General features: G+C 37.6%; 15 protein-coding genes and 5 tRNA genes. All 20 read right to left on the bottom strand.

The genetic code is table 11. From position 1 onward, the window contains the following. Positions 1 to 1046 (bottom strand): SGNH/GDSL hydrolase family protein (locus R2S57_RS06185; RefSeq protein WP_316844196.1); only part of this gene is annotated, 1046 nt, incomplete at its 3' end. A gap of 1 nt (position 1047) precedes the next feature. Continuing rightward, positions 1048 to 2781: a DUF4091 domain-containing protein gene (locus R2S57_RS06190; protein WP_316844197.1), complete on the bottom strand. Its 1734-nt coding sequence runs from the start codon at positions 2779 to 2781 to the stop codon at positions 1048 to 1050. A gap of 491 nt (positions 2782 to 3272) precedes the next feature. After that, complete coding sequence (gene rpoC, locus R2S57_RS06195) at positions 3273 to 7559, bottom strand: DNA-directed RNA polymerase subunit beta' (RefSeq protein ID WP_316844198.1); 4287 nt, start codon at positions 7557 to 7559, stop codon at positions 3273 to 3275. A 93-nt stretch (positions 7560 to 7652) separates the two neighbouring features. Beyond that, positions 7653 to 11456: a DNA-directed RNA polymerase subunit beta gene (gene rpoB, locus R2S57_RS06200; protein WP_316844199.1), complete on the bottom strand. Its 3804-nt coding sequence runs from the start codon at positions 11454 to 11456 to the stop codon at positions 7653 to 7655. Between the two features lie 157 nt (positions 11457 to 11613). Beyond that, positions 11614 to 11991, bottom strand: coding sequence for a 50S ribosomal protein L7/L12 (gene rplL / locus R2S57_RS06205; RefSeq protein ID WP_029279312.1), 378 nt, complete (start codon positions 11989 to 11991; stop codon positions 11614 to 11616). A 64-nt stretch (positions 11992 to 12055) separates the two neighbouring features. After that, on the bottom strand, positions 12056 to 12577 hold the full coding sequence (rplJ, locus tag R2S57_RS06210) for a 50S ribosomal protein L10 (RefSeq protein WP_108200815.1): 522 nt from the start codon (positions 12575 to 12577) through the stop codon (positions 12056 to 12058). A gap of 2 nt (positions 12578 to 12579) precedes the next feature. Continuing rightward, on the bottom strand, positions 12580 to 13278 hold the full coding sequence (gene rplA / locus R2S57_RS06215; RefSeq protein ID WP_116250007.1) for a 50S ribosomal protein L1: 699 nt from the start codon (positions 13276 to 13278) through the stop codon (positions 12580 to 12582). A gap of 20 nt (positions 13279 to 13298) precedes the next feature. After that, positions 13299 to 13742 carry a 50S ribosomal protein L11 gene (rplK, locus tag R2S57_RS06220; protein WP_010601094.1) on the bottom strand — a complete coding sequence of 148 codons (444 nt, stop codon included), beginning with the start codon at positions 13740 to 13742 and terminating at the stop codon, positions 13299 to 13301. 208 nt (positions 13743 to 13950) lie between these two features. Then, positions 13951 to 14469 (bottom strand): hypothetical protein, encoded by a 519-nt coding sequence (locus tag R2S57_RS06225; protein WP_316844200.1) that lies wholly within the window; start codon positions 14467 to 14469, stop codon positions 13951 to 13953. 134 nt (positions 14470 to 14603) lie between these two features. Then, positions 14604 to 15143 carry a transcription termination/antitermination protein NusG gene (gene nusG, locus R2S57_RS06230; RefSeq protein ID WP_025143263.1) on the bottom strand — a complete coding sequence of 180 codons (540 nt, stop codon included), beginning with the start codon at positions 15141 to 15143 and terminating at the stop codon, positions 14604 to 14606. Positions 15144 to 15152: 9 nt separating this feature from the next. After that, a complete protein-coding gene (secE, locus tag R2S57_RS06235; protein ID WP_090502364.1) occupies positions 15153 to 15350 on the bottom strand; it encodes a preprotein translocase subunit SecE in 198 nt (65 codons plus the stop codon). 91 nt (positions 15351 to 15441) lie between these two features. After that, a tRNA-Trp gene (locus R2S57_RS06240) sits at positions 15442 to 15512 on the bottom strand. A gap of 85 nt (positions 15513 to 15597) precedes the next feature. Then, positions 15598 to 16785 (bottom strand): elongation factor Tu, encoded by a 1188-nt coding sequence (tuf, locus tag R2S57_RS06245; protein WP_029279334.1) that lies wholly within the window; start codon positions 16783 to 16785, stop codon positions 15598 to 15600. 126 nt (positions 16786 to 16911) lie between these two features. Next, positions 16912 to 16983, bottom strand: a tRNA-Thr gene (locus tag R2S57_RS06250). Positions 16984 to 17064: 81 nt separating this feature from the next. Further along, a tRNA-Gly gene (locus R2S57_RS06255) sits at positions 17065 to 17140 on the bottom strand. An 81-nt stretch (positions 17141 to 17221) separates the two neighbouring features. Beyond that, positions 17222 to 17304, bottom strand: a tRNA-Tyr gene (locus tag R2S57_RS06260). 39 nt (positions 17305 to 17343) lie between these two features. Then, positions 17344 to 17416 (bottom strand) — tRNA-Thr (locus R2S57_RS06265). A gap of 557 nt (positions 17417 to 17973) precedes the next feature. Continuing rightward, the gene (gene hpf, locus R2S57_RS06270; protein WP_055914885.1) at positions 17974 to 18321 is read right to left on the bottom strand and encodes a ribosome hibernation-promoting factor, HPF/YfiA family; all 348 of its coding nucleotides are present in this window, start codon (positions 18319 to 18321) and stop codon (positions 17974 to 17976) included. Between the two features lie 14 nt (positions 18322 to 18335). After that, positions 18336 to 19220 (bottom strand): tyrosine-type recombinase/integrase, encoded by an 885-nt coding sequence (locus tag R2S57_RS06275; protein ID WP_316844201.1) that lies wholly within the window; start codon positions 19218 to 19220, stop codon positions 18336 to 18338. Between the two features lie 163 nt (positions 19221 to 19383). After that, positions 19384 to 19578 (bottom strand): 30S ribosomal protein S21, encoded by a 195-nt coding sequence (gene rpsU / locus R2S57_RS06280; RefSeq protein WP_025143268.1) that lies wholly within the window; start codon positions 19576 to 19578, stop codon positions 19384 to 19386. Positions 19579 to 19729 lie beyond the last annotated feature (151 nt).

Below are 19729 nucleotides of genomic sequence, written 5' to 3' on the forward strand. Positions count from 1 at the left end.
GTGCCATCAATCGTGCTGTCGTCGGTAAAAGCGATTTCTTTTGCTGTGAGGATGTAAAGATCTTTGATACCCGATTTCTGTAATTTCTGATAGGTATTATTTAATATTTGAGAAGTCCAGATGTATCTTCCAGTCAGTGCGGTATCTAGATTAACCTGTGGTAAACCAGAACTGTGTTCGACCAGTAAAATAGGTGTTTTAGGATGTTTTGCTTTTAAACTTTGAACCGAACTGGTAATACGTTTCTCAATTTCCTCTGCGGGATAAGCCTTTTTATCCGTCAAATTAGGCTGGCAATCGAGTACATAGAGTTTAGGATCCGTTTGGTTCATTAAATCGACTAGTGGTGCTTCCAACCGGCCATTACCTGAAAAACCCAAATTAATAACAGGCTGATTTAATTTTCTGCCTAATATATTTAACCAGGCCATACCCGGTCTGCTGGCGCTCGCACCCTGCATAATGGAAGTGCCATAAAATATCAAAGGAAATCTTTCATTGGCTTCCTCCACTTTAAAATCGGTACCTGCAGCTACTCCTATTTTTAACCATCTGGGTGTATTGTAGAGCGGCATATACAAACGGAACTTTTTAATTTTTACCGCAGGATCAAAATTTTCGTAACTATAAGTCACAGTATCCTTATAGTTGTAAGCGGCTTTTACCCAATGCCATTTGTTCTGTACATCTTGTGCATATAAATCTACCCCACTTACGCCTAATGTTGGCATATTATCTAAACTTCGGCCGCCATTAATCTGATATTTTATCACAATTTTAGGTGCCGTAGTATTAAAATCTATGTATTCTCCGGCAGTTTGCTTAGCTAAATTCCACACTTCTTTGCGCACCTCTTTTTCTGCGGCAGAAGGCAAGCGATTATAATAGTTAGCACTATCGGTATTTTGCCAAACTTTCCCCTTTAATGTAGTGTAATCGTTCGTTTGGGGATTAAACCACTTGAAATTCTCATCAACTTGCGCATAAATTGAATTGCAAAATGTCAGGCAGATGAGCAAGGAAAGCAAAAAAATATTAGGCCTCATATTATTTATTTAATAGTGGTTTTACATTTTGTAATGCTTCATCAGCCGTAACAGTTGATAAAGATTTGATTTCGAATTTTCCTAAAGCTTTATTCAACTCATCAAGCGCAGCGGCGTTTTTATTTTTTGCGTATAGTGTTTTCAAATATCTAATTTTCTCGAAATCCTGTCCGCCCTCAATCAGTTTTTCAAATCTAACAGATGTTAAGGGCCCTGGATAAACCTGATAGGTATCGCCAGCTGGCCAGGCAGTAAAACGGGTATCGGTTAATGGATTTTTCGTCCAACTGTTGTAAGCCCAGCGCACATAGCCATCCATATTTTTATTGGCCGTATACCAACCCATCCATACCTGTTCTGCCGGAGAAGAAAAGCTGAAAGCATTTGGATAAGGTTCGGTACAGCAGGTGTACCAGGTACTAGTTTTACCTTGCTCGTTACGTTTTTGCAGTACATCTGATGGGAATTCCCACTTTGAAGCGATGCAATAATTATCGATATCGTTTTCTATTTCCTGATGATATTCACCTGCTAAGGCGAGTTTCCATTTCGGATCAACACTTTTTAACAGTTTAATTACGGCCTGCATAGCTTTCATCGGCCGCTCATCCATAGCGATATAGGTCTTTTCAAACCAGTTTTTGGTTTTAAGGTGTTTGGTGAAATCGGTAAGCATAGTTTTCCAAAATGCATCGTAAGCAGGTGTGCCAATGGCTTCGGTAAAGACAGCTTCTTTGCCAGTGATCTCATCCCAATAGGTAAAAGCAATTTTCCATGGCACCATACTGTAGCAATTGATACGTTGATTTATACCCGTAGTCATTACGAAAGCAATATATTTATCAAATAGACTGTAATCGTAAACCCAATTGCCATCTTTTTTCCTGGTCCATTTGATTAAACTTGGATAATCATCGTAGGTTTGGTGCCCCCAGGGCTCATTTACGATACTCGCCGTAATTGTTTTTTGTCCGGCCTCGGCCAGCATGGTATAATATGGTTTCATTAAAGCAAAATGTTCGTCGCTCCATAATTTAAGCTGATGCGTTCGGGCAATAGCTGCAGGATGCTGCCATAAGTCTAAATCGTACTTCCATTGGCTTGGAGGCGGTAAAGTTTTATCCAATACGTGAATTTTGATGGGCAAGCTATATTCTTTTTCAGCTTTAATTTTGACTGTTCCTGAGTAAAGCCCGGCTTTTGCTCCGGCAGGAACTTTTATACTCACCCAAACCGGCTGTGTGTTTTTAGCGTTAAGGTCAATGTGATTCGTTTTGGTATCGATCAGATCTGCTACAGATGATGAATCAAAATCTGCAGGTTTACGGTAACCACAACCATCTCTAAACTCATCGGTAATTACGTATTTGATAAAACCAGAGCTGATGTTTTCTTTCTTAATGCTGTTGCCTTTCTGATCTTTAAGATCAGAAAGTTGTACACTTACATTAGCAATATTGCCTTTGGCCCAAAGCAACAACTGCGTGTGTATTTTTTCACCTTTCCAGGCTGAGGTTGTCCATGAATTCTGGTTTTGAACCGTTGGCACTATCTCTTTAGCAAATCTAACATTGCTGCTGGCAAAGCTGACATTTAACGCCCTGGATATGTTTTCCCACTGTTTATCTATAGTTTCACTATTTGGCAGTTTTGTTTTTTGGAGCGCCAAACTTACATCCTGGGCGGCGCTTGTTAAGCCTAAACCCATCATTAATATCACTGATAAAAACTTCATAAACCTAAGTTAATGAAAGCAATCAGAATAAGGTTAAGAGATTGGAAAGCCGCCTTTACGCAAACGTTTGACGGATTGTAACAAAATTGATGGATTTTAAATCCCATAGAAAAGCCTCTCAATATATTGAAAGGCTTATAATTATATGAAAAAGTTAAGGTTTAACTTACTTATTAATAAACATCAAAATAAATCCAATTGTTACGGCGATCTGACCAACCCCAAAAAAACATCCATTTTATAATATCTCCTTAGAATTAGCTAAATCTTCTTTAGTAGCTAAAATCTCACGTTTATTTTCAAATTCAGACTTAACTTAAGCTTTTATGTATGAAACCAATTGCTTTGCCCTCTTGCGCTCCGAGTTTAGCCTTTAAAATCTGAAAAAGTTGAATATATGTAAAACTCATGGTTATAAATTTATAAAAAAATTTAGGGCAAAAAAAATCCCGATGTAAAACATCGGGATTAAAATTATTATAAGATTAAATCTAAGCTTCTACTTCTTCTTGTTTCGAGGCTAATAATTTATCGTATTCTTCTTGAGAACCAACAATGATTCTTTCGTAACCACGTACACCAGTACCTGAAGGGATTAAGTGACCAACGATCACGTTTTCTTTCAAGCCTAACATATTATCGCGTTTACCTGCAATTGCTGCCTCATTTAATACTTTCGTAGTTTCCTGGAACGAAGCCGCAGAAATGAACGATTTAGTACCTAATGATGCACGAGTAATACCTTGTAAGATAGAACTTGCAGTTGCTGGTCTAGCATCTCTAACCGTGATCTGTTTTAAATCTTTACGTTTCAATTGAGAATTTTCGTCTCTTAATCTACGTAATGAAACAATCTGACCTGGTTTGAAATCTGTAGAATCACCTGCATCTTCAACAACTTTCTTGTCGTACATGGCATCGTTCTCGTCGGCAAAATCCCAACGGTCAACAGCATTGTTTTCTAAGAAAATAGTATCACCTGGATCTTCAATATGAACTTTCTGCATCATCTGGTGAACAATTACCTCGAAGTGTTTATCATTAATTTTCACACCTTGTAAACGGTAAACCTCTTGAATACCATTTACTAAGTATTCTTGAACCGCTGCAGGGCCTTTAATTGATAAGATATCCGCTGGAGAAATTGATCCATCTGATAATGGCATACCTGCTTTCACAAAGTCATTATCCTGTACAAGAATGTGTTTCGACAATGGAACAAGGTATTTTTTAACTTCACCATCTTTTGATTCGATTGTGATCTCACGGTTACCACGTTTAACGCCACCTAAAGTTACCACACCATCAATCTCAGTTACTACAGCTGGGTTAGATGGGTTACGTGCTTCAAATAATTCCGTTACACGAGGTAAACCACCTGTAATATCTCGGGTTTTACCAGTTGCACGAGGAATCTTAGCGATAATCTGACCAGTTTGGATCGCTTCACCTTCGTCAACTGAAACGTGGGCACCTACCGGAATGTTATAACCTTTGATAAATTCACCTTTTTTGTCAACAATCTGAACTGAAGGATTTTTAGTTTTATCACGTGTATCGATAATCACTTTTTCACGGTGACCAGTTTGCTCATCTGATTCTTCACGGAAGGTAACCCCTTCAATAATGGCATCAAATTGTGCTTTACCGGCAAATTCTGAAAGAATAACCGCGTTGTACGGATCCCATGAACAGATTTTATCCCCTTTTGAAAGTTTATCACCTTCTTTTACGAATAAGAATGCACCGTAAGGGATGTTGTTGGTTACAATGATACGTCCAGTTCCTGGCTCAACAATTTTGAACTCACCTGAACGACCTAATACCACCTGAACTGTACCTTCTTCTGTTTGTGTATCAACAGTACGGATATTTTCAAATTCGATTACACCATCAAACTTAGCTACAATGTTAGATTCTGCAGCGATGTTTGATGCAGTACCACCCACGTGGAAAGTACGAAGTGTTAACTGTGTACCCGGCTCACCGATTGATTGTGCTGCAATTACACCAACTGCCTCACCTCTTTGAACGCGTTTACCAGATGCCAAGTTACGACCGTAACATAGTGCGCAAACACCACGTTTGTTCTCGCAAGTTAATACCGAACGGATTTCGATACCTTCTAATGGAGATTCTTCGATCAATTTAGCAACATCTTCGTTGATATCTTCACCTGCACTTACCAATAATGTGTTATCCAAAGGATTATACACATCATGTAATGAAGTACGGCCTAAAATCCTGTCGTATAATGGCTCAACGATATCTTCCTGATCTTTTAACGCAGTGGTGTACATACCTCTTAAAGTACCACAATCAACCGAGTTAACAATCATATCCTGTGCAACATCATGCAAACGACGGGTTAAGTAACCAGCATCAGCTGTTTTTAACGCCGTATCCGCCAAACCTTTACGAGCACCGTGAGTAGAGATAAAGTACTCTAAAACCGATAAACCTTCTTTAAAGTTTGATAAGATCGGGTTTTCAATGATATCACCACCTGAACCAGATTTTTGAGGTTTTGCCATCAAACCACGCATTCCGCAAAGCTGACGAATCTGCTCTTTCGAACCACGTGCACCTGAATCAAGCATCATGTAAACTGAGTTAAAACCTTGGTTATCGCTAGATAACTGAGTCATAACGAAAGTAGTTAACCTGTTGTTGATACGGGTCCAGATATCGATAATCTGGTTGTAACGTTCGTTGTTGGTAATGAAACCCATGTTATAGTTGTTTCTTACCTCTTCAACCTCAGCAGCTGCCTGTTCTAATAAAGTATGTTTTTCTACCGGAATGTTTACATCTTGTAAGTTGAACGATAAACCTCCCTGGAATGCCATACGGAACCCTAATTCTTTGATATCATCCAAGAACTGAGAAGCACGTGCCATACCTGTCATTTTAACTACCTCACCGATAATATCTCTTAACGATTTTTTAGTTAACAACTCATTGATATAACCAACTTCTTCAGGAACCATTTGGTTGAACAATACTCTACCAACAGTAGTTTCAGTTAATTTATTAACGATCGAACCATCACTTTGCTTCACATTTACCCTTACTTTGATAAATGCATGCAAGTCTAATTCTTTCTCGTTATAAGCAATGATAACTTCTTCCGGAGAATAAAAATTCGAATCCTGTCCTTTTACAACACGAGTTTCATCTGTTCTACGGCCTTTAGTAATATAATAAAGACCCAAAACCATATCCTGAGATGGTACTGTAATTGGCGTACCGTTTGCAGGGTTTAAGATGTTATGTGCCGCCAACATCAATACCTGGGCTTCCAAAATTGCTGCATTACCTAACGGTAAATGCACAGCCATCTGGTCACCATCAAAATCGGCGTTGAATGCAGTACATACTAATGGGTGTAACTGGATTGCTTTTCCTTCAATTAATTTTGGCTGGAAAGCCTGGATACCCAATCTGTGTAAGGTAGGTGCACGGTTTAATAATACCGGGTGACCTTTTAATACATTTTCTAAGATATCCCAAACTAATGGATCTTTTCTATCAACGATTTTCTTAGCAGATTTAACTGTTTTTACCACACCACGCTCAATCATCTTACGAATAATGAACGGTTTGTAAAGCTCAGCAGCCATATCTTTAGGAATACCGCACTCGTGTAATTTAAGGCTAGGCCCTACAACAATTACCGAACGAGCTGAATAATCCACACGTTTACCTAATAAATTCTGACGGAAACGACCTTGTTTACCTTTCAGGATATCTGAAAGTGATTTTAAAGCACGGTTACCTTCAGTTTTCACCGCATTAACTTTACGTGAGTTATCGAATAACGAATCTACAGCTTCCTGTAACATACGTTTTTCGTTACGTAAAATTACCTCTGGTGCTTTAATCTCGATCAAACGTTTTAAACGGTTGTTACGGATAATTACACGACGGTATAAATCATTTAAATCTGAAGTAGCGAAACGACCACCTTCTAATGGAACTAAAGGACGTAATTCAGGAGGAATAACCGGAACGATTTTAACAATCATCCACTCAGGGCGATTCTCGATACGTGTATTAGCACCACGGAAAGCTTCAACAACCTGAAGACGTTTTAAAGCCTCATTTTTACGTTGTTGAGAAGTTTCGTTAGCAGCCTGGTGACGTAAATCATAAGATAAAGTATCTAAATCAATACGTTTTAATAAATCTTCTAATGCTTCAGCACCCATTTTGGCGATGAATTTATTAGGATCTTTATCGTCTAAGTATTGGTTTTCTTTAGGTAATTTATCTAAGATATCTAAATATTCTTCTTCCGTTAAGAAGTCCATATAATTGATACCCTCTTCAGCCATTAAGCCTGATTGAATAACTACGTAACGCTCATAATAGATAATTAAATCTAGTTTTTTTGTAGGTAAACCTAATAAATAACCGATTTTGTTTGGTAAAGAGCGGAAGTACCAGATGTGTGCAACCGGAACCACTAAAGCAATGTGGCCCATACGCTCACGACGTACTTTTTTCTCCGTTACTTCAACACCACAACGATCGCAAACAATACCTTTATAACGGATACGTTTGTATTTACCGCAATGACATTCGTAATCTTTTACCGGACCAAAAATACGCTCACAGAACAAACCATCACGTTCAGGTTTGTAAGTACGGTAATTAATGGTTTCTGGTTTCAACACCTCACCGCTCGAACGTTCCAAAATAATTTCTGGAGACGACAAACTAATCGTGATTGATGTGAAATTGCTTTTTAATTTATTATCCTTTTTGTAAGACATATCTCTTGTATAAGGTTAAAGGCGGAGGGCGGAAAGGTGGAAGGTCTGGGCGCTTAAACCCTCAACCTTCTACCTTTTCACCTTCTACCTTAGTTAATCTAACGTAATATCTAAACCTAAACCGCGTAACTCATGCACCAATACGTTGAACGATTCTGGTACACCTGGAGTTGGTAGGTTTTCACCTTTAACAATGGCTTCGTAAGTTTTGGCTCTTCCGATAACATCATCCGATTTAACGGTTAAGATCTCCTGAAGAATATTAGCTGCACCGAATGCCTCTAATGCCCAAACCTCCATCTCACCAAAACGCTGACCACCAAACTGGGCTTTACCACCCAAAGGTTGTTGTGTAATTAATGAGTATGGTCCGATTGAACGGGCGTGCATCTTATCATCAACCATGTGACCTAATTTCAACATGTAGATAATACCTACCGTTGTAGTCTGATCGAAACGCTCACCTGTTAAACCATTGTATAAGTAGGTTTTTCCTGAAGCAGGAACTCCCGCTTTCGCAATCCATTCTTCTACTTCATCATGGGTAGCACCATCAAAAATCGGCGTTGCAAATTTAACACCCAATTCCTGGCCTGCCCAAGCTAAAATAGTTTCGTAGATCTGACCAAGGTTCATACGTGAAGGTACACCCAGTGGGTTCAACACGATATCAACCGGGCTACCATCAGCTAAGAAAGGCATATCTTCATCACGCACAATACGTGCAACAATACCTTTATTACCGTGGCGACCTGCCATTTTATCACCTACTTTTAATTTACGTTTTTTAGCTACATAAACTTTTGCCATCTGTACGATTCCTGAAGGAAGCTCATCACCTACACTGATCGCGAATTTATCACGTTTGTAAGCACCAAGCTCTTCGTTAACACGGATACCGTAGTTGTGAAGCAACATTTTAATCAACTCGTTTTTATCATCATCAGTAGTCCATTTGTTAGGGCTAATGTGCGCAAATTCAAGTTCTGCTAAAATTTTCTGAGTAAATTTAGCGCCTTTAGCAACCAATAATTCTTTGTAAATGTTAAATACACCCTGAGATGTTTTTCCGTTTACGATCGTGAATAATTTGTCTACTAATTCTGCTTTTAATTTCTCAGTGATATTGTTATATCCTTTGTCTAATTTCTCAATTGCCGATTTCTCTTCCGCTTTTGTAGTTTTCTTAGCACGGCTGAATAATTTAGTATCAATTACCACACCCTGGATTGAAGGAGGAGTTTTTAAAGACGCATCTTTAACATCACCTGCTTTATCACCAAAGATTGCACGTAGTAATTTCTCTTCCGGTGAAGGATCAGACTCTCCTTTTGGAGTGATCTTACCAATTAAAATATCACCTTCTTTTACATCAGCACCAATACGGATAATACCATTTTCATCAAGGTCTTTAGTAGCCTCTTCAGAAACGTTAGGGATATCTGGTGTTAATTCCTCTTCTCCACGTTTAGTATCACGTACTTCTAATTCAAACTCTTCAATATGCAATGAAGTGAAAACGTCGTCACGAACAATACGCTCGTTGATTACAATCGCATCCTCAAAGTTGAAACCTTGCCAAGGCATGAAAGCCACTTTCAGGTTTCTACCTAATGCCAGTTCACCGTTTTGAGTTGCATAACCTTCGCAAAGTACTTGTCCTTTCGTAACTTTCTGACCTTTTCTTACGATTGGTTTTAAGTTGATACAAGTATTCTGGTTGGTTTTTTTGAACTTAATTAAACGGTAAGTTTTGCTATCACCTTCAAATGAAACTAAACGATCATCTTCGTTACGTTCGTATTTAATGGTAATTTCGTTCGCATCTACATATTCTACAACACCATCACCTTCTGCATTGATCAAAGTTCTTGAGTCACGTGCAACGCGACCTTCCAAACCTGTTCCAACGATTGGTGCTTCAGGACGTAACAATGGTACGGCCTGACGTTGCATGTTCGATCCCATCAAAGCCCTGTTCGCATCATCATGTTCTAAGAACGGAATCAACGAAGCAGCGATTGAAGTAATCTGGTTAGGTGCAACGTCCATTAAGTCTAATTTCTCAGGCTCAATAATCGGGAAGTCACCCTCGTAACGCGCTTTAACACGTGGAGTTGTAAATACACCTTTATCATCGTACTCTGCATTGGCCTGAGCGATGGTTTTACCATCTTCATCTTCAGCAGATAAATAAATAACGTCTGAATCTACAACTACTTTACCATCTTCAACACGTTTGTACGGTGTTTCAATGAAACCTAAGTTATTGATTTTAGCATGCACACAAAGTGATGAAATCAAACCAATGTTCGGTCCCTCTGGAGTTTCAATCGTACATAAACGACCATAGTGCGTATAGTGAACGTCACGTACCTCGAAACCGGCACGCTCACGTGATAAACCACCTGGACCTAGGGCCGATAAACGGCGTTTGTGTGTGATCTCTGCCAATGGATTGGTTTGATCCATGAACTGAGATAACTGGTTGGTACCAAAGAACGAGTTGATAACCGATGATAATGTACGGGCGTTAATCAAATCGGTTGGTGTAAACACCTCATTATCGCGAATGTTCATACGCTCACGGATTGTTCTGGCCATACGGGCTAAACCAACACCAAATTGTGCGTACAATTGCTCACCTACCGTACGTACACGACGGTTAGACAAGTGATCGATATCATCTACCTCTTCTTTTGAGTTGATCAATTTGATCAGGTATTTCACAATTGCAATAATATCTGCCTTTGTTAATACTTTTACCTCATCAGGGGTATTCATTTTCAATTTACGGTTAATGCGGTAACGACCAACATCACCTAAATCGTAACGTTTATCCGAGAAGAACAAACGATCAATGATACCACGAGCAGTTTCCTCATCAGGTGGTTCTGCGTTACGCAAAGCACGATAGATGTTCTCAACAGCTTCTTTTTCTGAGTTTGATGTATCTTTCTGTAATGTATTATATATAATGGTATAATCTGCCTGACTTGCGCCATCTTCTTTAGATAAGATGATGCTTTTTACGCCAGCCTCGATAACCATATCAATGTGTTCGTCTTCTAAAACGGTTTCTCTTTCAAGAATCACTTCATTACGGTCGATAGAAACTACCTCACCAGTATCTTCATCAACAAAATCTTCAACCCATTTTTTCAATACTCTTGCAGCCAGTTTACGACCGATGTATTTCTTTAAACCTGATTTACTAACTTTTACTTCGTCAGCAAGATCAAAAAGTTCTAAGATGTCCTTATCAGAATCGTAACCGATAGCACGTAATAAAGTGGTAACCGGGAATTTTTTCTTACGATCGATATAAGCATACATCACGTTGTTAACGTCTGTAGCAAACTCGATCCATGAACCTTTGAAAGGAATAACACGTGCTGAATACAGTTTGGTTCCATTTGTGTGACGGCTTTGACCGAAGAACACACCTGGCGAACGGTGTAATTGCGAAACGATAACACGTTCTGCACCGTTGATAACAAACGTACCTTTTGGTGTCATATACGGGATCGTACCTAAATACACATCCTGGATAATGGTTTCAAAATCTTCATGTTCTACATCATTACAAGAAAGCTTCAGCTTTGCTTTTAATGGAACATTGTAGGTTAATCCACGCTCAATACACTCGTGTATATCGTAACGTGGCGGATCAACAAAATAATCAAGAAACTCTAATACAAAGATATTTCTTGAATCTGTTATTGGAAAGTTTTCAGCAAACACTTTAAACAAACCTTCGCTAGAGCGATCGTCTGATGTGGTATCTATCTGGAAAAATTCTCTGAATGATTGCAATTGCACATCCAGAAAATCCGGATAGTCTATAATGTGCTTACTAGTTGCAAAATTTACTCTTTGTTCGACTGTCTTTGCCAATGGACTAAAAGATTTTAGTTTAAGAATAAACTATTTGTTTGGTTTCGGTTTCAAGCATTCTCATTAACCAAACAAAATGAGATGTTTATAAACAGGTAAAGACACCGACATTTTCAGTCGGTGTCTAATACATTTTTAGCTTAGCTAAGTTAAGTGATTACTTAATCTCAACTACTGCTCCAGCTTCTTCTAATTGTTTTTTAAGAGCTTCTGCTTCGTCTTTAGTAACACCAGCTTTTAATTCTTTTGGTGCTCCGTCTACTAAGTCTTTTGCTTCTTTCAAACCAAGGCCAGTTAAGTCTTTAACAAGTTTCACAACTGCTAATTTAGCGCCACCAGCTTCTTTTAAGATTACATCAAATGATGTTTTTTCTGCAGCAGCAGCAGGTGCATCACCACCAGCAGCAGGACCAGCAACTACAGCAGCAGCTGCAGGTTCGATACCATACTCGTCTTTTAAGATTTGAGCTAATTCGTTAACTTCTTTAACGGTTAAGTTTACTAATTGCTCAGCAAACGATTTTAAATCTGCCATTTTATTAAGATTTTAAAAATTTACGTAAAAATAATTTTGTTTTATTGCGAACTTAAGGTGTTCGTTAACCTTCTCTCTCTTGTAGAGTTTTAACAATTCCTGCAATTTTGCCTCCGCTTGATTTAAGCGCAGATATAACATTCTTAGCTGGTGATTGTAATAATCCAACGATATCTCCGATAAGCTCTTCTCTTGATTTCAAGCTTACTAAGTTATTCAATTGGTCATCGCCAACGTATACTGATGAATCTATAAATGCTGCTTTAAGCAATGGTTTATCAGATGTTCTTCTCAAAGCTTTAATCAACTTAGCCGGAGCGTTTGCTGTTTTTGAGAATAATAATGATGATGAACCTTTAAGGGCTTCGTATATCTCAGAAGCATCGCCATCTAAACCTTCAATCGCTTTGCGGATTAAAGAGTTTTTAGCAACTTTCATTATGATATCACCTTCGAAACATTTGCGGCGGATGTTGTTAATCTGCTCAACAGAAAGGCTAGAAGTATCAGCAATATAGAAATTGCCATACTCTTGCATTTGTCCTTGTAGTTCTAAAACTACTTCGTTTTTTTCTTCTCTGTTCATGATTAAATCCCCGCTACTGATTTTGTTTCAATTGCAATTCCAGGACTCATTGTAGAAGACACGTGAATGCTCTTAAAATAAGTTCCTTTAGCAGCAGATGGCTTTAATTTTGAAATTACCTGAATGATTTCAAGTGCATTCTCATAAATTTTATCTGCCGGGAATGATACTTTCCCTATTGAAGCGTGTATAATACCGCTTTTGTCTACTTTAAAATCAATCTTACCTGCTTTAACCTCTGTTACAGCTTTACCAACTTCGTTAGTTACTGTACCAGATTTTGGATTTGGCATTAAGTTCCTTGGACCTAAAACACGGCCTAATTTACCTACTTTTGCCATACAAGCTGGTGTTGTGATAATAATGTCTACATCGGTCCAACCACCTTCAATTTTAGCCACATATTCGTCTAAACCTACGAAGTCTGCGCCGGCTGCTCTTGCTTCTTCTTCCTTATCAGGAGTTACTAAAGCTAAAACACGAACAGTTTTACCTGTACCGTGTGGTAAAGTAGCAATACCACGTACCATTTGATTCGCTTTACGCGGATCAACACCTAAAGACACATCAATATCAACTGATGCATCGAATTTAGTGGTAGTGATTTCTTTTACCAAAGCAGCAGCAGCCTGTAAAGTATAAGCTTTACCAGCTTCTATTTTAGCGTGTGCCTTTTTTTGATTTTTAGTTAATTTCGCCACTGTTGTAAACTGTTTTTTAATTAATTGTTCCAGGGTGCGTCACCAGAAACGGTGATTCCCATACTGCGTGCTGTACCAGCAACCATACTCATTGCAGATTCGATTGTAAATGCATTTAAATCAGGCATTTTATCTTCAGCAATAACTTTAATCTGGTCCCAGGTCACCGATCCAACTTTTTTACGGTTAGGCTCAGCAGAACCACTCTGTAATTTAGTAGCATCTTTTAACTGGATAGCTACAGGAGGGGTTTTGATGATGAAATCGAATGACTTATCAGCATAAACAGTAATTACAACTGGCAATACTTTACCTGCTTTATCTTGGGTACGAGCGTTGTACTGTTTGCAAAACTCCATAATGTTCACCCCTTTAGCACCTAATGCAGGTCCTACTGGTGGCGATGGATTTGCCGCTCCGCCTTTGATCTGTAATTTGATCATTGCACTGACTTCTTTTGCCATTTTGTGTTTTTTGTTTATTTAAAACTCAATGTTAAATATTGGAAGCATGTAACATTTAATTCCTTCGGGCTCCTATAAAGCTTAAAGGACTGCAAAGATATGGATAATCTTGCATTACTGCAATAGATAAGGATAATATATTTTATTAAATCGAGTGTATTAAAATATATTGGGTCAATAGTTGCAAATCATTTAAATTGGACTCAGCCTATTTGGCATTTAATATACCTAAGATTTGTTTTAAAGCCTCATCTATTTCATTATAGGATAATATTGTTGATGTGCTGGGCTTCGCCATACTTTTGATTACCTCGTTACCCTGTAGATAATAACGTGTTTCGACACTGTTTTTTATTTTAGAATCATTCAGGTACATTGGCTTATCGTAAAATGTTTCCTTTCTGAACAAGAAAAACAACCCTTTACTATTAAGGTAGTAATCCTCTACTGCTCTTCCAATTTCACCGTAAAAAGTACAATGTATCTTTTTTAGGCTATTCTTATCGTAATAGCCGATTACCTCTCCGCCTTCTGCCGACATGTCGGGCGCATCTTTGATTTTCTTTTTATAATGTTTTAACTGTTTATTGATTACCGAAAAGTTTAATTGTATTTTCTTGATGATAGCGGATGTATCAATCGATGTTTTGATTAAACGGTGATGCCTACTGAAACCATTAGCAGTATAACAAAACATACAGATCAAAAATACAAGAAGTCCTTTCATAGCTGTTACGTTTTTCAGATGTTAATATATAATTAAAGATAACCTAAAACCGGGTTGATCAGATATAAATTGATTTAAAACAAAAAAGCCCTAGAAAATAAATCCTAAGGCTCTTTAATATTTTAAATAATTGCTTACTCTTTTTCTACCTGCATATAGTTAAGTTCCAATGGTGTTTTACGACCAAAGATTTTAACCATTACTTTCAGTTTTTTCTTCTCTTCGTTTACTTCTTCGATAATACCAGAGAAACCGTTGAAAGGTCCGTCCATTACTTTAATGCCTTCGCCAACATAATAAGGAACATTCATGGTTTCGCCCTGTTCGCTCATTTCATCAACCACACCTAAGATACGGTTCACTTCTGCCTGGCGCATTGGGATTGGATTACCAGCTTTATCACCTAAGAAACCGATAACGCTATTAATTCCCTTAATGATGTGTTCTAACTCTCCATCTAATGTGGCTTCGATTAAAACATAACCAGGATAAAAGTTACGTTCTTTGGCAATTTTTTTACCATCTTTCATTTGGTAATATTTTTCCATCGGTATTAACACCTGTGGAACCAAATGAGAGAAACCTAAACGGCTGATCTCAGCATCAATGTACTGCTTTACCTTCTTCTCTTTACCGCTAACAGCCCTTACAACGTACCACTTTAGATCGCTCATTCGTAAATATTAATTAGAAAGTGATTTATAAAAAGTATCTAATACAAATGTTGATCCTTTATCCATTGCAAAAATAACCAATGCAATAATTAAAGAAGCTATCAATACTAGAATTGCCGAACTTTGCAGTTCGCCCCAAGTAGGCCATGTAACCTTATTGGTCATTTCATCGTACGATTCTTTTATAAACTCAACTACTTTAGCCATATTATAATGATTAAATGATTGAGTTAGTGAGTGAGAGAATGAAAATACATTCAATCGTTAAAACATTCACTAAATCAATCATTATTTTGAGCACGGGAACAAGGATTCGAACCCTGATCAAAGGTTTTGGAGACCTCTATTCTACCGTTGAACTATTCCCGTAATTAGAAAGCAAAGTGTTTAAGCGTACTCAAACACTTTGCTTTTCTTATTTTATCTTAATTCCCGATAAATCGGAATTTAAGATTTATTTTAAAATTTCAGTTACCTGACCAGCACCTACTGTTCTACCACCTTCACGGATAGCGAAACGTAGACCTTTTTCCATTGCGATAGCGTTGATCAACTTTACAGTGATGGTAACGTTATCACCTGGCATTACCATTTCAGTACCTTCAGCTAGTGAAATTTCACCAGTAACATCTGTAGTACGGAAATAGAATTGAGGACGGTATTTGTTGAAGAATGGAGTGTGACGACCACCTTCTGCTTTTGATAATACATAGATCTCAGCTTTGAAATCAGTGTGAGGAGTTACTGAACCTGGTTTACAGATTACCATACCACGACGGATATCAGTTTTCTCAATACCACGTAACAATAAACCTACGTTATCACCAGCTTCACCATAATCTAAGATCTTACGGAACATCTCAACACCAGTTACTGTAGATTTTAAGTTCTCAGCACCCATACCTAAGATTTCAACTGGATCTCCAGAGTTGATTACACCACGCTCGATACGACCAGTTGCTACAGTACCACGACCAGTGATCGAGAATACATCTTCAACAGGCATCAAGAATGGAAGCTCAGTTAAACGTGGAGGAATTGGAATGTAGCTATCAACAGCATCCATTAATTCCATAATTTTTGCTACCCATTTAGCATCTCCGTTCAAACCACCTAAAGCAGAACCTTGAATAACAGGAATATCATCACCAGGGAAATCGTAGAACGATAATAATTCACGAACTTCCATTTCTACTAATTCTAATAATTCAGGATCATCAACCATATCCACTTTGTTCATGAATACAACCAATGAAGGTACACCAACCTGACGAGCCAATAAGATGTGCTCACGAGTTTGTGGCATTGGACCATCAGTAGCAGCAACAACGATAATAGCACCATCCATTTGAGCCGCACCTGTAACCATGTTTTTAACATAATCCGCGTGACCTGGACAATCTACGTGTGCGTAGTGACGGTTTGCAGTTGAATACTCAACGTGCGCAGTATTAATTGTAATACCTCTTTCTTTTTCCTCAGGAGCTGAGTCAATTGAATCGAATGAACGTGCCTCAGATAAACCTGCATCAGCTAAAACTTTTGTAATAGCTGCTGTTAAAGTTGTTTTACCGTGATCGACGTGACCGATTGTACCGATGTTTAAGTGCGGTTTACTACGGTCAAATTTTTCTTTTGCCATTTTATTTATAACTAATTAGTAGGTTAACTTTTTATTAATTTTTATTTATTGTTTTGATGCAATGCAACACAAAAAACCTTGTCTACACTGCATATTAAACAGATTTAACAAAGCTTTATTATCCTGAGCCAACTATGGGAATTGAACCCATGACCTCTTCCTTACCAAGGAAGTGCTCTACCGCTGAGCTAAGTCGGCTTTTTAGTTTCCAGTTCCAGCCTTTTAGTTTTAAATAATTTAAAACTGTAACCAATAACTGCCCACTTTTTCTAATTTTATTGGAGCGGAAGACGAGGTTCGAACTCGCGACCTATAGCTTGGAAGGCTATCGCTCTACCAACTGAGCTACTTCCGCTTTTAAAAACTAGTGATTGATTGAATGAAAGAATGAGAGATTTATTCTATCATTAAAACATTTGGTCATTCATTTAAAGTGTGGGGAGAGAAGGATTCGAACCTTCGAAATCTTGCGATAACAGAGTTACAGTCTGTCCCATTTGGCCGCTCTGGAATCTCCCCATTTTTTACTTCAAAATGTTAACACTTTAAAATAAAAAGAGCCTCCTATCGGAATCGAACCAATGACCTACTGATTACAAGTCAGTTGCTCTACCAGCTGAGCTAAGGAGGCTTTAAATTTTGTGCAATGATACGAAAAATCTTCATTTTTCATACTATTAACGTGTTTTTTTAAAACTTTTATCTTTTTAAAGAACAACCCTTTTCTTATTGGCTTAACACCGTTTCCGAAAGGGAATGCAAATATACACACTTATATTTCACTTCAAAATAAATTTGAAAAAAAATACCTAACTTTTTTAGCCCTTTAACCCAATATAGCCGATTTAAAAGAATAGGTACTTCATAATCAGCCGCTTTGCCCCGGCATAAAAACGCATTATTTTTTTAACTTTTTATGCGTTTTAAAGTTCCGTGAATCGGTTTTTAGCCTGAACCGTTCTTTTCTTTATTTACCCAACCGAAGCAACGGTCAATTTGTATACTCCTTGTTACATTTAAATCGCTTAAATTCTTTTAAAATTTTTAAAAAAATAACAGATCGTAAGATTTATTTTATCTAAAAAGAGATTATACAGCATTTAAAATTCGATCCCCACAAATGTTGCGCATAAAAAAACGGCAACACCATGATGAATGATGTTGCCGTTTTCATTAAAGCTCCTATATTTAATAGTCAGCTGCTTCGCTTTCGGTTAAAATTGCTTTGTGCTCACTTAATTTTGCACGTGTTTTATCTTTATGTTTAGTGATCTGCTTTCTTAATGATTCAATAGCCAGATCAGTGGCTTCTTCAAATGATTTACATTGTTCTTTAGCGAAGAGGGTACCTCCCGGCACAATGAGTTTGATCTCACTGATCTTATTGGCCTCGTCCTCTACGTTCTCTAACTTTAAATACACTTCGCCGCTAATGATCTGGTCGAAAAACTGATCTAGCTTGTTTGCTTTCTTTTGTATAAAATCTAACAACTTACTGTCTGCACTGAAGTGGATTGATTGAACTCCGATTTTCATTTTTCCTCCTTTTTTTACGCCTTTGGATGGGCTTGTTTATAAATTGTTTTTAATCTTTCGATCGAATTGTGGGTGTAAACCTGGGTTGCCGCTAAACTGGCGTGGCCCAATAGTTCTTTAATGGCATTTAAATCTGCTCCCGCATTTAACAGACTTGTTGCATAACTGTGCCGGAGCACGTGGGGACTTTTCTTCTCATGGGTTGATACGTGGTTTAGGTATGAGGTAACAATACGGTATATTAACTTTGGATATGCCGCTGCACCTGTATTGGTAACGATTAAGATAAGCAAATTGTTATTAAAGTTTTGCAACTTTTTTAGTTCAATGTAGGTATTTACCTGATTGATAAGCTGTTTATTTATAGGGATAATTCTTTCCTTATTTCTTTTACCCAGCACCTTTATCGTTCCCGAATACACATCAACATCTGTATCTTTTAACTGAAGCAATTCGGTTAAACGCATGCCGGTACCAAAAAGCAGTTCGATCACCATCTGGTCGCGAACGGAAGAAAAACTGTCGTTGAAATATTGCTCCGAATCTAACAGCTGATCCATCTTTTGCGCATCAACAAATACCGGAAGTCTTTTGGGTATTTTGGGCGCTTTAATTAAAACAGTAGGGTTTTGATCAATCTTGCCTGCCCTCAGCAAAAACTTATAAAAACTTCGTAATGTAGAAATTTTCCGGTTGATGGTATTTTCTGATACTTCCTTTTCCATCAGCTCTACCATATAACTTCTTAGATGAACATGTTTAATTTCCAGAAAACTGAGATCGAATGTGATATTGATATACGCTTCAAACTGATCTAAATCTGTTTGATAAGAAGTAACGGTGTGCTGGGAATAGCGCTTCTCGTGAGTTAAATAAGTGATAAAACTTTCTAGCAACATTCAATATCTTTTTGGGAGGCATTGATATGAAGTTACAAATAGTTTTGATATAAAGAAATCATTAATTAATTGTTTATTGTAAAGTTTTGGATTTCTTTTAAAAACAAAAAAGTCCTTTCGATTTTAAATCGGAAGGACTTTTCTGTACTTATATCGTGAACAACTAAGAAGTTGTATCTAGATTCATATTCTGAATGTAAACAGCATGTTTAATTTCAGTACGGCGAGCAACGGATTTTTTCTCGTATGCTTGGCGACTACGTAGTTCTCTCAATACACCAGTTTTTTCAAACTTTTTCTTGAAACGTTTAAGGGCTTTATCTAATGATTCGCCGTCTTTAATGTTGATAATGATCATAACGCTGAAATACCTCCTCTCGTGGTTTTTAAATTTCCCGTGTTATCGGGGATGCAAATGTAAGCAAAAGATTGAAAATGAGAAAGGTTTTTAAAAAAGAAATTTTATTTAAATCATTATACAAATTCATCTGTTGATTAACTACATTTAT

Source organism: Pedobacter psychrodurus, from assembly GCF_032678585.1.
GTDB lineage: Bacteria > Bacteroidota > Bacteroidia > Sphingobacteriales > Sphingobacteriaceae > Pedobacter > Pedobacter psychrodurus_A.

What these genes read in the sequence shown, in the direction of transcription:
- R2S57_RS06225 (WP_316844200.1), bottom strand. Translation starts at nt 14,469, where the DNA reads ATGAAAGGACTTCTTGTATTTTTGATCTGTATGTTTTGTTATACTGCT.
- rpsU (WP_025143268.1), bottom strand. Translation starts at nt 19,578, where the DNA reads ATGATCATTATCAACATTAAAGACGGCGAATCATTAGATAAAGCCCTT.
- R2S57_RS06275 (WP_316844201.1), bottom strand. Translation starts at nt 19,220, where the DNA reads ATGTTGCTAGAAAGTTTTATCACTTATTTAACTCACGAGAAGCGCTAT.
- secE (WP_090502364.1), bottom strand. Translation starts at nt 15,350, where the DNA reads ATGGCTAAAGTAGTTGAGTTTATAAAAGAATCGTACGATGAAATGACC.
- rplK (WP_010601094.1), bottom strand. Translation starts at nt 13,742, where the DNA reads ATGGCAAAAGAAGTCAGTGCAATGATCAAATTACAGATCAAAGGCGGA.
- rplJ (WP_108200815.1), bottom strand. Translation starts at nt 12,577, where the DNA reads ATGAACAGAGAAGAAAAAAACGAAGTAGTTTTAGAACTACAAGGACAA.
- rplL (WP_029279312.1), bottom strand. Translation starts at nt 11,991, where the DNA reads ATGGCAGATTTAAAATCGTTTGCTGAGCAATTAGTAAACTTAACCGTT.
- rpoC (WP_316844198.1), bottom strand. Translation starts at nt 7,559, where the DNA reads ATGTCTTACAAAAAGGATAATAAATTAAAAAGCAATTTCACATCAATC.
- tuf (WP_029279334.1), bottom strand. Translation starts at nt 16,785, where the DNA reads ATGGCAAAAGAAAAATTTGACCGTAGTAAACCGCACTTAAACATCGGT.
- R2S57_RS06190 (WP_316844197.1), bottom strand. Translation starts at nt 2,781, where the DNA reads ATGAAGTTTTTATCAGTGATATTAATGATGGGTTTAGGCTTAACAAGC.
- hpf (WP_055914885.1), bottom strand. Translation starts at nt 18,321, where the DNA reads ATGAAAATCGGAGTTCAATCAATCCACTTCAGTGCAGACAGTAAGTTG.
- nusG (WP_025143263.1), bottom strand. Translation starts at nt 15,143, where the DNA reads ATGAGCGATCTAAAGTGGTACGTTGTAAGGGCTGTTAGCGGTAAAGAG.